General features: G+C 60.1%; 13 protein-coding genes. 4 read left to right on the top strand and 9 right to left on the bottom strand.

What is annotated here, in order from left to right; translation table 11 throughout:
* Positions 1–111 precede the first annotated feature (111 nt).
* From ABIB24_RS24380 to ABIB24_RS24370, 3 genes are all read right to left on the bottom strand, one after another.
* The gene (locus ABIB24_RS24380; protein WP_013973749.1) at positions 112–1,290 is read right to left on the bottom strand and encodes a vWA domain-containing protein; all 1,179 of its coding nucleotides are present in this window, start codon (positions 1,288–1,290) and stop codon (positions 112–114) included.
* A 13-nt stretch (positions 1,291–1,303) separates the two neighbouring features.
* Positions 1,304–2,149: an AAA family ATPase gene (locus tag ABIB24_RS24375; protein WP_013973748.1), complete on the bottom strand. Its 846-nt coding sequence runs from the start codon at positions 2,147–2,149 to the stop codon at positions 1,304–1,306.
* Positions 2,150–2,370: 221 nt separating this feature from the next.
* On the bottom strand, positions 2,371–3,444 hold the full coding sequence (locus ABIB24_RS24370; RefSeq protein ID WP_137164624.1) for a DUF748 domain-containing protein: 1,074 nt from the start codon (positions 3,442–3,444) through the stop codon (positions 2,371–2,373).
* Between the two features lie 134 nt (positions 3,445–3,578).
* On the opposite strand from ABIB24_RS24370, the gene cysK reads away from it, so the two are divergent.
* The gene (gene cysK, locus ABIB24_RS24365) at positions 3,579–4,553 is read left to right on the top strand and encodes a cysteine synthase A (protein WP_013973746.1); all 975 of its coding nucleotides are present in this window, start codon (positions 3,579–3,581) and stop codon (positions 4,551–4,553) included.
* Between the two features lie 172 nt (positions 4,554–4,725).
* Positions 4,726–5,661 carry an aspartyl/asparaginyl beta-hydroxylase domain-containing protein gene (locus tag ABIB24_RS24360; RefSeq protein WP_015271337.1) on the top strand — a complete coding sequence of 312 codons (936 nt, stop codon included), beginning with the start codon at positions 4,726–4,728 and terminating at the stop codon, positions 5,659–5,661.
* 136 nt (positions 5,662–5,797) lie between these two features.
* Here the strand turns inward: ABIB24_RS24360 and ABIB24_RS24355 are convergent, their stop codons facing one another.
* The 3 genes from ABIB24_RS24355 to azu all read right to left on the bottom strand — a co-directional run bounded on the left by ABIB24_RS24355 (position 5,798) and on the right by azu (position 9,247).
* A complete protein-coding gene (locus ABIB24_RS24355; protein ID WP_137164623.1) occupies positions 5,798–6,955 on the bottom strand; it encodes an ATP-binding protein in 1,158 nt (385 codons plus the stop codon).
* A 155-nt stretch (positions 6,956–7,110) separates the two neighbouring features.
* Positions 7,111–8,763 carry a cyclic peptide export ABC transporter gene (locus tag ABIB24_RS24350; RefSeq protein ID WP_013973744.1) on the bottom strand — a complete coding sequence of 551 codons (1,653 nt, stop codon included), beginning with the start codon at positions 8,761–8,763 and terminating at the stop codon, positions 7,111–7,113.
* A 34-nt stretch (positions 8,764–8,797) separates the two neighbouring features.
* Positions 8,798–9,247, bottom strand: coding sequence for an azurin (gene azu, locus ABIB24_RS24345; RefSeq protein ID WP_274079914.1), 450 nt, complete (start codon positions 9,245–9,247; stop codon positions 8,798–8,800).
* A gap of 181 nt (positions 9,248–9,428) precedes the next feature.
* Between azu and ABIB24_RS24340 the strand changes: the two genes are divergently transcribed.
* Positions 9,429–10,412: a TauD/TfdA family dioxygenase gene (locus ABIB24_RS24340; protein ID WP_025340200.1), complete on the top strand. Its 984-nt coding sequence runs from the start codon at positions 9,429–9,431 to the stop codon at positions 10,410–10,412.
* A gap of 646 nt (positions 10,413–11,058) precedes the next feature.
* A complete protein-coding gene (locus ABIB24_RS24335) occupies positions 11,059–11,319 on the top strand; it encodes a DUF3077 domain-containing protein (RefSeq protein ID WP_015271332.1) in 261 nt (86 codons plus the stop codon).
* Between the two features lie 357 nt (positions 11,320–11,676).
* Here ABIB24_RS24335 and ABIB24_RS24330 read toward each other — a convergent pair whose 3' ends face one another.
* From ABIB24_RS24330 to ABIB24_RS24320, 3 genes are all read right to left on the bottom strand, one after another.
* Entirely contained in the window at positions 11,677–12,063 is a 387-nt protein-coding gene (locus ABIB24_RS24330) for a hypothetical protein (protein ID WP_082888320.1), read from the bottom strand.
* 495 nt (positions 12,064–12,558) lie between these two features.
* Positions 12,559–13,866 carry a PAAR domain-containing protein gene (locus tag ABIB24_RS24325; RefSeq protein ID WP_346655014.1) on the bottom strand — a complete coding sequence of 436 codons (1,308 nt, stop codon included), beginning with the start codon at positions 13,864–13,866 and terminating at the stop codon, positions 12,559–12,561.
* 107 nt (positions 13,867–13,973) lie between these two features.
* Positions 13,974–14,153, bottom strand: a 180-nt coding sequence (locus ABIB24_RS24320; protein ID WP_354317403.1) for a hypothetical protein, incomplete at its 5' end; no start/stop codon positions are given.

Here is a 14,153-nt window from a genome sequence, read left to right as displayed (position 1 = left end):
TTTGGGGCTGCCTTGCAGCCCTATCGCGACACAAGGCCGCTCCTACAAGGTTACGCGATCTCCTGTAGGAGCGGCCTTGTGTCGCGATAGGGCCGCAAAGCGGCCCCATACTTACTTGGATAGATAGCGCATCCCTTCCTCCAACCCCTGCAAGGTCAGCGGGTACATCTTGTCCTCGATCAAGTCCCGCACCAGGTGGGTCGATGCGGTGTAGTCCCAGGCCTGCTTCGGGTACGGGTTGATCCAGATGATCTTCCTGAATTTTTCCATGAAACGCTGCATCCACACATACCCGGCCTCTTCGTTCCAGTGCTCCACGCTGCCACCCGGCTGGGTAATCTCGTAGGGCGCCATGGCCGCGTCGCCGACGAACACAACCTTGTAGTCATCGCCGTACTTGTGCAGCAGGTCGAAGGTGGAATAGCGCTCCGAGGTGCGGCGCAGGTTGTTCTTCCACACCGACTCGTACACGAAGTTGTGGAAGTAGTAGTACTCCAGGTGCTTGAACTCGGTCTTGCACGCCGAGAACAGTTCTTCGCAGACCTTGACGTGGGCGTCCATCGAGCCACCGATGTCGAACAGCAACAGCAGCTTCACCGTGTTGCGCCGCTCGGGGCGCATCTGGATGTTCAGCAGCCCGGCATCCCGCGCGGTGTGGTCGATGGTGCCGTCGATGTCCAGCTCTTCGGCGGCGCCTTCACGGGCGAACTTGCGCAGCCGGCGCAAGGCCAGCTTGATGTTGCGCGTGCCCAGCTCCACCTGGTCGTCCAGGTTCTTGTATTCGCGCTGGTCCCACACCTTCACCGCCTTGCCCTGGCGCTTGCCGGCCTCGCCCACGCGGATGCCCTCGGGGTTGAAGCCGCCCGAGCCGAACGGGCTGGTGCCGCCGGTGCCGATCCACTTGTTGCCGCCTGCGTGACGCTCCTTCTGCTCCTCGAGGCGCTTCTTGAACTCTTCGATCAGCTTGTCCAGGCCGCCCAGCGACTGGATCTGCGCGCGCTCCTCATCGGTCAGCGAACGCTCGAACTCCTTGCGCAGCCAGTCTTCGGGAATCAACGCCTCGATATGCCGATCGAGGTTTTCCAGGCCCTTGAAGTAGGCGGCGAAGGCGCGGTCGAACTTGTCGAAGTGGCGCTCGTCCTTCACCAGGATGGCGCGGGCGAGGTAGTAGAACTCGTCCATGTCGGCGAACACCACGCGCTTTTGCAGGGCCTGGTGCAGGTCGAGCAGTTCGCGTACCGACACCGGCACCTTGGCCGCGCGCATTTCATTGAACAGGTTGAGCAGCATGGCCCGGCTCCTGTCAGCGGTTGCCGCGCCGGCTCATGAAGGCCAGGCGCTCGAGCAGTTGTACGTCCTGCTCGTTCTTCACCAGCGCGCCGGCCAGCGGTGGAATGGCCTTGGTCGGGTCGCGTTCGCGCAGCACCGCTTCACCGATGTTGTCTGCCATCAGCAGCTTGAGCCAATCGACCAGTTCGGAGGTGGACGGCTTTTTCTTCAGGCCTGGTACCTTGCGCACGTCGAAGAACACGTCCAGCGCCTCGCTGACCAGCGACTGGCTGATGTTCGGGTAGTGCACGTCGACGATCTGCTGCAGGGTGGTGCGGTCGGGGAAGGCGATGTAGTGGAAGAAGCAGCGGCGCAGGAAAGCGTCCGGCAGCTCCTTTTCGTTGTTGGAGGTGATGATGATGATCGGGCGCTGTCTGGCCTTGATGGTCTCGTCGATTTCGTAGACGTAGAACTCCATCTTGTCGAGTTCTTGCAGCAGGTCGTTGGGGAACTCGATGTCAGCCTTGTCGATTTCGTCGATCAGCAGGATGACCCGTTCCTCGGCCTCGAAGGCCTCCCACAACTTGCCCTTTTTCAGGTAATTGCGCACATCGTGGACTTTGTCCACGCCCAGCTGCGAGTCACGCAGGCGGCTGACCGCGTCGTACTCGTAGAGGCCCTGGTGGGCCTTGGTGGTGGACTTGATGTGCCAGGTGATCAGGCGCGCACCGAACGAGGCTGCCAGCTGCTCGGCGAGCATGGTCTTGCCGGTGCCGGGTTCGCCCTTGACCAGCAAGGGGCGTTCGAGGGTGATGGCCGCGTTTACCGCCAGTTTCAGATCGTCTGTGGCGACGTAGTCGCGGGTGCCTTCGAACTTCATGGGTCTGTCCTCTGCCGTATGCCTGTCAGGGCCTCTTCGCGGGCACGCCCGCTCCCACAGGAATTGCACAAACTTCCGGATCTGTGGGGTACCTGTGGGAGCGGGCGTGCCCGCGAAGAGGCCCAACACCTGTTTTCGATTTGTCACCGACTATAACGCGGGGTTCGCCGACTGGAAACGCAGACCAGGTATTCAGTCCCTGAATGCCCCGTCACTCGATCCTAGTCGGAATCCGGCGCGTCACGCTCATACCGCGCATTGAACGCCTGAATGAACCCGTTGCGCAGGATCTGCAGAAACGCCTCGAAGGCGCTGATATCCTGCTTGTGCACGCTACCGCTGAGCTCTACCCGGGTCGCGAACTGGTTCTTCGGCTGGTTCTTCAATACCGTCTCGGTCGCGCCCACCAGCGCTTCCCAGACTGAGCGGAAGAAGCCTTTGTCCTTTTCCTGCACATCCTGCTGCCAGTCGAACACATCCACATCCCGCAACAGTGGCTTGATGTACCCATTCAATCGGCCGTTGGTCGCCTCGGCCTCTATCACCACATCGCCGTGCCCGGCATTGAAGTCGAACTTGCCGTATGCGCTGGCGAAGTCGTTGAGCTTGCGCAACTCGATACCCGTGGCGCGCAGGCGGAACTCGAAGTCGTCGAAATCGCTGAACGGGTCGAAGGTGGCGCGACTTTCCACCTTGGCATCGCCTACGATCAGCGCCGTGCCATCAAAGCTGGCATCACGTCGGCCCTTTTCGTCACGGATGTTGGTGAGGTTGCGAATACTGGCATCGAGCTGAGTGGCCTTCAGGTTGACGGGTGGCTTGGAGTTGAAGTTGCGGAAAGTCAGCACGCCTTTGTCGATGCGAACCTCGTTAAGGGTGATCGGCAGCAGTTTTTCCAGTTGCTGGCGCCAGTCGGTGCCCTGACCGGTCTGCGAGTTCTGTTTGTTGCCGCCATCGACGAAGTTGAGCTCCGGCCGGTCGAACACCACTTCGGCAACTACTGCGCGGTCGTACCACAAGGCGTGCCAGCTCACCGACAGGTCGATCAGCGGCGCGTCGAGAAACGGCACCGGTACCTTGCCGGTGGTCTTGACGATCTTCAGCCCATTGATCTGGTACGCGCCGCGCCACCAGGCCAGGTCCACATCGGCCACCTGGCCACGGTAGTCGCCCATGTCGGCCAGTTTGTCGTTGAGGTAGTCGCGCACCAGGTAGGGCAGGGCCAGATGCAGCGCCACCAACAGCACGATCAGGCTGGCCAGGCCGATCAGCGGCCAGCGATAACGGGCTCTCATCGAAGTGTCTCCAACGCAGGATATGCGGTTGACCGCAACGAGTCCGCGTCAGTTCGAACAGGCTTTACGGGCCACCGGCCCGGGCTTACCCTTGAGGTCTTTCCCTGCTTTTTTTCATGCCAAGGACCCCTGCCATGAGCCGTATCTTTGCAGACAACGCCCACTCCATCGGTAACACGCCGCTGGTGCAGATCAACCGCATTGCCCCGCGCGGCGTGACCATCCTGGCCAAGATCGAAGGGCGTAACCCGGGCTATTCGGTCAAATGCCGCATCGGCGCGAACATGGTCTGGGACGCCGAAAGCAGCGGCAAGCTCAAGCCGGGCATGACCATCGTCGAACCCACCTCGGGCAACACCGGCATCGGCCTGGCCTTCGTCGCCGCCGCCCGTGGCTACAAGCTGATGCTGACCATGCCCGCCTCCATGAGCCTGGAGCGCCGCAAGGTGCTGAAGGCGCTGGGGGCCGAGCTGGTGCTGACCGACCCGGCCAAGGGCATGAAGGGCGCCATCGAGAAGGCCAACGAAATCGTCGCCTCCGACCCGGCCCAGTACTTCCTGCCGGGCCAGTTCGAAAACCCGGCCAACCCGGCGATCCACGAAAAAACCACCGGCCCGGAAATCTGGAACGACACTGACGGCGCGGTCGATGTGCTGGTGGCGGGCGTCGGCACCGGCGGCACCATCACCGGTGTTTCGCGCTACATCAAGCATACGCAGGGCAAGGCGATCCTGTCGGTGGCGGTGGAACCAGTGGCATCGCCGCTGATCAGCCAGACCCTGGCCGGCGAAGAGCTCAAGCCCAGCCCGCACAAGATCCAGGGCATCGGCGCAGGCTTTGTGCCGAAGAACCTCGACCTGTCGATCGTCGACCAGGTGGAAACGGTGACCGACGAAGAGTCCAAGGCCATGGCCATCCGCCTGATGCAGGAAGAGGGCATCCTCTGTGGCATTTCCTGTGGTGCGGCGATGGCAGCGGCCGTGCGCCTGGCCGAAAAGCCGGAAATGCAGGGCAAGACCATCGTCGTGATTCTGCCGGACTCCGGTGAGCGCTACCTGTCGAGCATGCTGTTCAGCGACATGTTCAGCGAGCAGGAAAACCAGCAGTAATGGCCTTGCCGCTGATCCCGCGCAACGTTCGGCGGCTTGGTTTATTGCAAAATCTTCATGATTGAGTTGCTGCCAGGGCTGTTTTTACCCTGGCGGCATCAGTTTATGATGGCAGGATGATTTATCGGAGTGCAGGGCGCGCAGCCCTGTTTCTTCCTCAAGGAGTGAAAGCATGACCTTTTCCTTTGCAGCCAAGGCGGGTGTCTTGCTGGTGTTTTTTGGCAGCGTGCTGTTCGTGCACCTGCGCGGCAAGGCTCGCTTGCCGGTGTTGCGCCAGTTCGTCAACCATTCGGCGCTGTTCGCCCCTTATAACAGCCTGATGTACCTGTTTTCCGGCGTACCGTCCAAGCCCTACCTGGACCGCCAGCGCTTCCCCGAGCTGGACGTGCTGAAGGACAACTGGCAGGAAATCCGCGAAGAGGCCATGCGCCTGTTCGACGAGGGCTACATCCGCGCCGCCGAGAAGGATAACGACGCAGGCTTCGGTTCGTTCTTCAAGAAAGGCTGGAAGCGCTTTTACCTGAAGTGGTACGACAAACCGTTGCCTTCTGCCGAAACCCTTTGCCCGCGTACCGTCGAGCTGGTCAGCAGCATACCCAACGTCAAGGGCGCGATGTTCGCCCTGCTGCCCGGCGGCAGCCACCTGAACCCGCACCGCGACCCGTTCGCCGGTTCCCTGCGCTACCACCTGGGCCTGTCCACCCCCAACTCCGATGCTTGCCGCATCTACGTCGATGGCGAGGAATATGCCTGGCGTGACGGTGAGGACGTGATGTTCGATGAAACCTACGTGCACTGGGTCAAGAACGAGACCGACGTTACCCGGGTGATCCTGTTCTGCGACATCGAACGCCCGCTGAGCAGCCCACTGATGACCCGCATCAACCGCCAGGTCAGCGCCTTCCTCGGCCGTGCCACCGCGCCGCAGAACACCGACGACGAGCGTGTGGGCGGGATCAACCAGGCCTACGCCTGGAGCAAGCGCTTCAGCAACCGGATCAGTAGCCAGGTCAAGCAGTTCAAGCGCGCCAACCCCAAGGCCTACCGCGTGCTGCGGCCGGTGCTGGCGGCGGTGGTGGTGTACCTGTTGTATCACTGGTTGTTCTGATTTCTGCCTGTTGGGGCTGCCTTGCAGCCCATCGCGACACAAGGCCGATCCTACAGGTGATTGCGTACTCCTGTAGGAGCTGCCTTGTGTCGCGATAGGGGCGCAAAGCGCCCCCGGCGCCCTCTCAGCAAACCACTCAGGCAAGACCCTCCAGCAAACCGTCCGCTCGCACGATATCGACTATCACCTGTTCATCTACCGCGTACACCCCCCGCGATGCTTTCCAGACCAGATTCTTGTCCTGCAAGGCGATAAGCGCTTGCTGCACCCCCGGTACCTCGGCCTTCACTTCGCTCGCATCCACGCCAGCCTGTTCCATCGCTTTGGCGTACAGTGCCAGGGTCGGGGCCTCGAACGGCGCGTAGTCGTTCCCCTTTGCGCACATGACACGTAGAACCGCAGCCTGGATAGGCGTGAGGCTGTGGATCACCTTTTTCAGGTTTGCGTTCAAGTCATTGGCTTGTGCCTGAACAAGCTCTCTGAAGCGTGCCGGAATGGCCTCGGGTTCAATGCCGAAGTCGAAGCGGATTTCATCCGCGGCCGCACCCAATAGCTCTGGGCGATAGCCGCTTTCCTTGAAGAGCTGAAACACCTCCGTTGTATCGAGTGCGCATGGCAGGTCGATATTGGCGCACAGCCAGTCGATGAAGTCCTGGTCCAGGGTCGGGAACTGCACCATGGAGGCGCCGAAGAACGCCTGGTCCTTGCTGTTGCGCAGCATGGCCAGCTTGTCCCGGTTTGAACCGGTGCAAACGATGCGCAAGCCATGGTGCTTCGAACTGTTGAGTTCGTCTCTGGCTGCCTTGAGGGCGAACAGCGCCGCTATTCCTTGCTCGGTCGTGATTGCATGCTGTGCTTCGTCGATGATCAGCACGATGATCTTGCGGGACTCATCGGAGAGCGCCGCAAGGGCGGTGGTCAGGTCGACATCTTGCCCCAGCCCGATCTTGTCCACGCTGAAATTCAGGCCGCCGACAGTGACCTTCTCCATGCCAGATGACTTTGCCAGCCGCGTGATGAAGCCTTCGTTACGCCCGACCGCCTCACGCACCGCTTCTACGATGACTTGCCCGGGATCTTTGGTCAGGTCTTTCCACAGATCGGCATACAGCACAATGGCCCCGGCTGTTTCGAGGGCAGGGCGCAGGTCTTCGCGGGCAAAGGTGGATTTCCCGGTACGTCGTGGCGCAGCGAGAAACACACCAGAGCTTGCTGCGCTGCCCACGGCGACTTGCAGGATCAATTTCGACAGGCGGGACGCAAGCGCCGGGCGGTGATAGACAGTTTCAGGCATCTCGGCCCCTCCGTTTCAATTTATAGTCGATTATAGATTGATTATAGAGGCATTATAGATCTGACAGGGGCGGTGTTTATAGGGAATTATAGACAGACTATAGAGCGATTATAGATTGTGGTTGATGAGGGGGCGCGCAGCCCCCCTTTGCTGCCTCAAGCCGGCTCCAACGCCTCCACCACTTTCCCCCGGCTAAGGTGCACCACCTTGTCAGCCGTATCGAAGTACCGGTCATCATGCGAAATCACGATGATGGTCTTGCCCAAACGCTTCAGGTCCGGCAGCAGCTCGGTGTAGAACACCCGGCGGAAGGTCGGGTCCTGGTCCGCTGCCCATTCGTCGAACACCAGCACCGGCCGCCCGTCCAGCCAGGCATTGACCAGTGCCAAGCGCTTGCGCTGGCCGGTCGACAGGTCGGTGGTGGTAAAGGCACCATCGCGCACGCTCACCTTGTGGGCGATCTCCAGCCGCTCCAGGTAGCGTGTGGCATCGCTGGGCAGGCTGTGTTCATGCTCGGGCAGGTCGTCGAACAGGTAGTAGTCGGCGAATACCGTGGTGAACAGCTGGCGATAGTCATCCAGCCCCTCCGGGCCGACGGCCTTGCCGTTCAGGCGCACTTCGCCGCGTTGCGGGGTGTACAGGCCCAGCAGCAGCTTGATCAGCGAAGTCTTGCCGCAGCCGTTCTCGCCGACGATGAACAGGATCTCGCCCGGTTCGATGCTCAGGTTCACCGGCCCCACGCGGAACGGCTCGTTGCCGTCCACCGGCGGGTAGGCGTACTCGACGTTGTGCAGCTCCAAGTGCGCGCTGGCCGGGGCGGCGCGCTTGACCGGCGGCTCCAGCAGCAGGTGCGGCTCGGGCGAGGAGAAGCGCTCGGACAGGTCGGCAATGCGGCGGAACGCCACCTGGGCGCGGCCGAGGATAGGCAGGTTGCCGATCAAGGTTTCCAGCGGGCCTTTCATGTACAGCAGCACCAGCACGAAGCCGCTCATCACCGCCGGGTCGTTGCTCGGCCATAGCGATTGCAGGGCCAGGGTCAGGCCGATGACCACGAAGAACAGCATCGACCCCAGGCTCTTGGCCGCGACGAAGATGTTGATGGCGCGGATATGGGTGTTGGCGATGAAGTCGGCGGTGCCCTGGATGTTACGGGTCAGCATGGCGTGGCGGCGGCGGCGGTCGATGCGCAGCTCCTTGGCGCCCTCGGCGATGGCCGAGTAGTGCTTCTGCAGGTTGTCTTCGGCATCGCGGGCGGCGTTGAAGCCGGCCACGCCTTTCTGCCTGGCCACGTATTGAATGCCACTGCCAATGCCGATGGCCGCCAGGGTGATGAGGAAGATCGGCCACGACAGCCAGGCCAGGTAGGCCATGCAGCCAGTCACGGTGGTGAGCGAGATGGCCAGCGGGGCGAAGGCGAAGGCAAAGTCGCTGATGGTGTCGACGTCGCGGGTCAGCACCGGGATCAGGCGATGGGTGCGGTAGCGCTCGATCTGCTCGATCGGCGCTGACAGCACCTTGGCGCCGAGGTCCTTGCGCAGCCTGGCGATGACTTTCTGCCCAACGTAGTTGGTGCCGCTGTCGGCCGCCACGCTGCTGACCAGGGCCAGCACGCACAGGCCGGCGAAGGCCAGGATCACGCCCTGGCTCATGCCGCCAGCGGCATGCAGGCCCTGGTTGACGGTGGCCAGCAGGGCGGTCACGGCCAGGCCGCCGAGCATGCCCAGCAGCACCGAGACGATTACCGCCGGGCGGTAGGGTTTCAGCAGGCCCAGCAGTTCGCGGATGGCCCCGGGGGAGGAGGTTTTCATGAAGCGTGATCTCGCTGGTGAGGTGGGGGCGGGGTCAGCTGCCTAGGGTCAGGGAGCCTTTCATCAAGGTGCCGTGGAATGGGAACGAGCAGTAGAAGCTGTACGCGGTACCTGCCTTCAGCGACCGGACGTCGAGGCTGATGCTGTCTGTTTCACCGCCGCCGATCAGGCGGGTGTGGGCGATCACCCGGGGGTCGCCGGGCTTCACGTAGTCCAGTGCCTCGCCGGCTTTCTGGCCGTCGTCGAGCACGCCTTGCATGTCGGCCTGGGTACTCAGCACCCAGTTGTGGCCCATCACGTTCTTCGGCATGTCGCCAGGGTGGGTGAGCGTGACGGTGAACACGGCGCAGGCCTTGGGCACGGTGATGGCGGCCTTGTCGAAGGTCATCTGGTCGGTGCCATGGATTTCCACGGCGCATGGCTCTGCCGACCACGCGGCAGGGGCCACGGCGAGCAGGGCGAGGAGCAGAAGCTGGCGAGTCATGTACGGTTCCTGGGCGATAGAAGGGTGCACATCGTTCAGACGAACCGGCGCGCGCCGGCTTTACCTGTGTGTGCGGCCCAGGTGAATTTCCCCATCGCCCGCTCGTTCATTCAGTCAGGCGCCGACATGGCGCACATCCCGATTTCGCCGCCTATGCGGCCCTGGCCTGAGGTGACCGGACATGAGTGAACTGCTGAGCTTTGCGATCGAACCCCTGGACGCCGCACGCGGCAACCTGCCATTGCTGGTGCGCGCGCCGGAGCCGGGTATCGACCTGCTGGAAGCCTTTGCCGAGTTGCAGCCGCTGGTGGACCGGCACCTGCTGCAGGCTGGCGGCATCCTGTTTCGCGGCTTCGAGGTGGGTGGTGCCGAAGCTTTCCGCCAGTTCGCCGCTTCCTTCGGGCACCCGCTGCTCAACTACGAGTTTGGCTCCACCCCGCGCAGCAACGTGACCAAGGGCGTGTACACCTCCACCGAGTACCCGGCGCACCAGAGCATCCCCCTGCACAACGAGCAGGCCTATACCCTGGAATGGCCGATGAAGATCTGGTTCTACAGCGTGATCCCCGCCGAGACCGGTGGCGAGACGCCGATTGCCGACAGCCGCGAGGTGTACCGGCGCATGCCGGCGCGCATTCGTGAGCGGCTGGTGGAGAAGGGGCTGATGTACGTGCGCAACTACGGCAACGGCCTTGATGTGGAATGGTCGCAGGTGTTCAACACTGAAGACCCGCGCCAGGTCGAGGCCTATTGCCGGGCGCATGCCATCGAGTGCATCTGGAAGGATGACGGCGAATTGCGCACCCGCCAGCGCTGCCAGGTGGTGGCGCGCCACCCGGTGACCGGGGATGACGTGTGGTTCAACCAGGCGCACCTGTTCCATGTGTCGAACCTGCAGCCAGAAGTGCGCGAGTCGTTGATGGACATCGTCGAGGAAGAGGACCTGCCGCGTAACGTGTACTACGGCGACGGTACGACCATCGAGGATTCACTGCTCGATGAAGTGCGCGGGGTGCTGGACGAATGCACCATCAGCTTCCCTTGGCTGGAGAACGATGTGCTGATGCTGGATAACATGCTCGCGGCGCATGCGCGGTCGCCGTTTACCGGCAAGCGCAAGGTGGTGGTGGCGATGGCGCAGGGGTATAGCGAGGGGTTGGGCTGACAGGTGTATGCCTTGGGTTTTGCAGCGCCTGTGAGATCGAGCGCCGCCCGCGCGGCGCTTCGCAGCACAAGGCTGCTCCTACATCTGTTTCGGACCAGTAACGCCTGTGCCAGTGCACGCGACCGCCTTGTTTTTCTGACACGATATCGAGGTGAACGCCAAGGGGCCGCGTGCTTGTATCGCAGGAATAAATGGCCCGAAACAGATGTAGGAGCAGCCTTGTGCTGCGAAGCGCCGCGCGGGCGGCGCTCGATCTCATAGGCGCTGAACCTGTCATGGCGAACGCCTGTCAGCCCAGATGCATTCCCCAGACATGCCTCCTGCAGCCTTCAAAAATCCCAGACTCTTCCTACGCCTCGGGACTGGCAACTCCACCCCCTGCGAAATACCCTACAACCTCTGTCGACACGCGTCTGATTGTTCCTGCAAATCCCGCACTCTAGGCTTTGCCCGTCGCTGACGGTTCAGCGATCGGGTGTGGAAACCTGCAGCAAGCATTTCAGGTTATGTCGTTCATGGCGGCTGTACCCGGGAGGCCTCGTGCCTACCGAGTTTCTCTGAATGCACTCGGGTTTCCACCCCGTGTACAGCCGCCACCCTTCGTGTGGAAACGGAAGAGGCGGTCAACGAGCATTCAGGAAAACCCATGACCGACGAAACCAAAACCACCCCCGGCGTTACCTACTTCTACCAAGGCGAAGGCCAAACCCATCCGCTGTTCCGTATCGCTGAGGGCATCCCCTGCCGCAGCGCCCGAGAGCAAGCCTCGGAGTTGATGGGCTATGCACGCGACTTGTCACTGACCGGCTTGATGGATGGCGATCAGCAGATGCTCTGGGCTTCGCATTACTTCGCAGCCATGGCCAAGGCGCTGCTGGATGATGCCGAGTTGGGTTTGCTGCGCTGATCCTTGTATTGGCTGGGCTGGCCCTTTCGCGACTAAAGCCGCTCCTACAGGGATTGTGTATGCCTCAGGTTATGCAGAATGCCTCAGGCTGTGCACAACTCCTGTGGGAGCGGGCGTGCCCGCGAACACCGGCGCAGCCGGTACCATACAATCAGTGGCAAACCGATCTTTACGTCATTTAGTGGTTGGCATAATGAGAAATTAGTGCAAGTAGAGCGGCGGAGGGCGACCAGCTGATAATTAGGTAATGGTGATCAGCTTCGATGTAGAGACTGCGTGAAGTCGGTGTTTTTGAGTGCGCTGGTTTGCTTGAGGTTCGGTGTTATATGAAAGATTTGAGTTCATCTGTTTTGTCTCTCAGTCTAGCAGTTTCATCAGGTAATAGATGGCTATCCAAGCGATGCCAATGGTGTTTAGTGATGATGCAATAAGGATTTTTCTTCTTAACTTCTCAGGGAATTGTAAATGGTCTTGCTCATCCAATAGCCCGCTGCGAATGCTTGAGGCGGGGGACCCAATGGCGCCAGCGATTACAGAAATAACTAGAATTCTGGAACCTATTTTTTTCTCTCCCCACATGCCGGTCGCAAATGGAAGGCACGCGCTCCGTTGGAGTGCTGAGGTCATTTCTTTATATTGGCGAGAGCACGCAATGTGAAGGTCAGATACAAGCCCGATTAAGGCGAGGCAGATAGGAGTGCCTAACAGAAATAGTCTTAGTTTTACATCAAGATGCTCAATCATTTTGAAAATCTCGAAGCTCTGTTGTGGTTATATTATGAAATAGTTTATGATTAGCCAGCTGAAACCGGCGGTGTTAAGCCATGATGCGATAGTGATTTTGGATTTCAGATGTTTAGGGAGCTGCTCAAAATCCCGGGCATCAAGCGAGCCTTTTCGAATGCTGGAGTTTGGCAGTGTGATAGCACCCGCTATCATGAACGTTACCAGCATTCTTGAACGTACACTTTTATCTCCCCAAAGTCTGACGGAATATGAGAGGCATGGGCTTCGGTGGAGTGCTGCGGTCATTACTTCATATTGACGAGAGCATGCGATATGAAGATCCATCGCGAGTGCGGTTAGGCAGAGGCAGAAAGGGGAAGCGACTAAAAATAGTTTTAGCTTGATGTCGAGATGATCAATCATCTTGAAAAGCCTCGAAAATTATTTCGCCGATTTTTTCACCGCCTTTCATGCCTGCAAGGCTTCCCGCCAATGCTCCTCCGCCAGTGATAACTATTCCGCATACCAAGCTCGCAGGACCTGCTCTCCAACAAACTTGGGTTGCGGCCTTCCTCCCATCTTTGCGCCAAACCATCCCCCGGCTAAGCCGCCAGAAAAATTTCCCGCTTCAGTAACTCGGACTTTTTCACAGGCCTTTGTATTGCCAGCCTGGCATACTTCGGAGACTTTTATTGCTGAGCCAATTCCGCCAACAGCAATACCGATGCGCCCTCCGTGTTTCAAGTATTTAGCCATTTTGGCCAGCTTGTTTAAGTGTGTCGAGTAGCCAGGGATATGTCCTGGGGCGCCAGCTTTGCTCCAATGGTGCACCAAGCTTCTCGATGAGATTCCCAAGTCCCGTCGTAGGCTTTCATAGTTGCCAAGGTTGAGGTGTTTGTTCAGAACAGTCGCATTCAGGTTTGTGCTTAATTTTTTGAACAGTTTTTGACGTTCCGAAAAAAACTCTGGATGGCGAAGATGCCCATGCTTGATGAATTGCTGTCTATGCAGGTCTTCAATTTTTTGTAATGTGACGCTGATTTCATCCAACGATTTGGCAACCATCGCCTCGGTCACCCCCATCGCCAAGCTCACATCGCTGAGTAATCCGGCAATTTCGGCCTGATGGCGCACCAAGAAGTCAGCTTCTTCCGCTGTGAGATCTGCCAAGTCCTCCCGCGCCTGTTTCGCCGCACTCATCGCAAAATTCTCTTCCCGAGTGCACACCGGGCGCCTCAAACCATCGCCAATGACAAAGATCTCGCCCGCCTTGAACCCCTGCTGATAGGTCGGGTTCAGCCGCTCCAGAATTGACCGAGGCAGGTTGGCCTGCGGCGCGCCCAGCTCTGCCAGGACTTCCTCGTATGACATGCAGCGCGGAACGATGTAGAAGCCGGGCTCCATGCCTTGAGGAGTGGGCGAGGGCTGAACCACCTCAGGCTGATAGGTACTTCTTGCCGGGTTACCCGTCCGGGCCTGTGCTGGTGCCTCACGAACAGGCTCAGGTGCGGGTGCCCTGCGCGAAGCCGGAGGTGCGTACCCACTTGCAACCAGGCGATTGCTGCCCTGTGGGCATCCGCATTGCACAAGTGCTCCGTCCAGAGCCGTGGGAATACCATCCTGCCGCCAGCGGACTTCGCCCTCGACGATGGTGCCCGCTTGTCCACATAGCGGGCAGGGTGTGGTCGGGTCGCCTTGAAGTAGCCAGTCGCGGCCATGCACACGGCCCCTGGCTTGGCTGGCAATGCAGATGGCGCCTGTGGTGGTCTCGTCGCCGTCCAGGCCTTGGTATCGGCCGAAGATGTTCATGCGCATGCTCATGGCTCGCCTCTTTTTAAGGTGGAAGCCAGGAACCTAGCAGGCGGTTGGCGGGTATTTTCGGGGTGGTGGGGGTTTAGGAAGGGTCCTACAAGGGATAGAGATTTGGACTACGTTATTTTATTGATGGCAATGCCGGCCTCTTCGCGGGCATGCCCGCTCTCATAGAACAACACATGACTCATTGGTTTGGCGAGGTTCTGTAGGAGCAGCCTTGTGCTGCGAAGAGGCCGGTACTGACAAAGCCTGTCTGTTGCTTGTACCGGCCTCTTCGCAGCACAAGGCGGCTC

The organism is Pseudomonas sp. UYEF17 (assembly GCF_040546125.1).
Classification (GTDB): Bacteria; Pseudomonadota; Gammaproteobacteria; order Pseudomonadales; family Pseudomonadaceae; genus Aquipseudomonas; species Aquipseudomonas putida_Z.
This window is presented reverse-complemented; position numbering and strand designations above follow the sequence as displayed.

Coding starts and splice junctions, on each gene's coding strand:
- cysK (WP_013973746.1), top strand. CDS start 3,579: ATGAGCCGTATCTTTGCAGACAACGCCCACTCCATCGGTAACACGCCG.
- ABIB24_RS24375 (WP_013973748.1), bottom strand. CDS start 2,149: ATGAAGTTCGAAGGCACCCGCGACTACGTCGCCACAGACGATCTGAAA.
- ABIB24_RS24355 (WP_137164623.1), bottom strand. CDS start 6,955: ATGCCTGAAACTGTCTATCACCGCCCGGCGCTTGCGTCCCGCCTGTCG.
- ABIB24_RS24360 (WP_015271337.1), top strand. CDS start 4,726: ATGACCTTTTCCTTTGCAGCCAAGGCGGGTGTCTTGCTGGTGTTTTTT.
- azu (WP_274079914.1), bottom strand. CDS start 9,247: ATGACTCGCCAGCTTCTGCTCCTCGCCCTGCTCGCCGTGGCCCCTGCC.
- ABIB24_RS24370 (WP_137164624.1), bottom strand. CDS start 3,444: ATGAGAGCCCGTTATCGCTGGCCGCTGATCGGCCTGGCCAGCCTGATC.
- ABIB24_RS24340 (WP_025340200.1), top strand. CDS start 9,429: ATGAGTGAACTGCTGAGCTTTGCGATCGAACCCCTGGACGCCGCACGC.
- ABIB24_RS24335 (WP_015271332.1), top strand. CDS start 11,059: ATGACCGACGAAACCAAAACCACCCCCGGCGTTACCTACTTCTACCAA.
- ABIB24_RS24350 (WP_013973744.1), bottom strand. CDS start 8,763: ATGAAAACCTCCTCCCCCGGGGCCATCCGCGAACTGCTGGGCCTGCTG.
- ABIB24_RS24380 (WP_013973749.1), bottom strand. CDS start 1,290: ATGCTGCTCAACCTGTTCAATGAAATGCGCGCGGCCAAGGTGCCGGTG.
- ABIB24_RS24330 (WP_082888320.1), bottom strand. CDS start 12,063: ATGATTGAGCATCTTGATGTAAAACTAAGACTATTTCTGTTAGGCACT.
- ABIB24_RS24325 (WP_346655014.1), bottom strand. CDS start 13,866: ATGAGCATGCGCATGAACATCTTCGGCCGATACCAAGGCCTGGACGGC.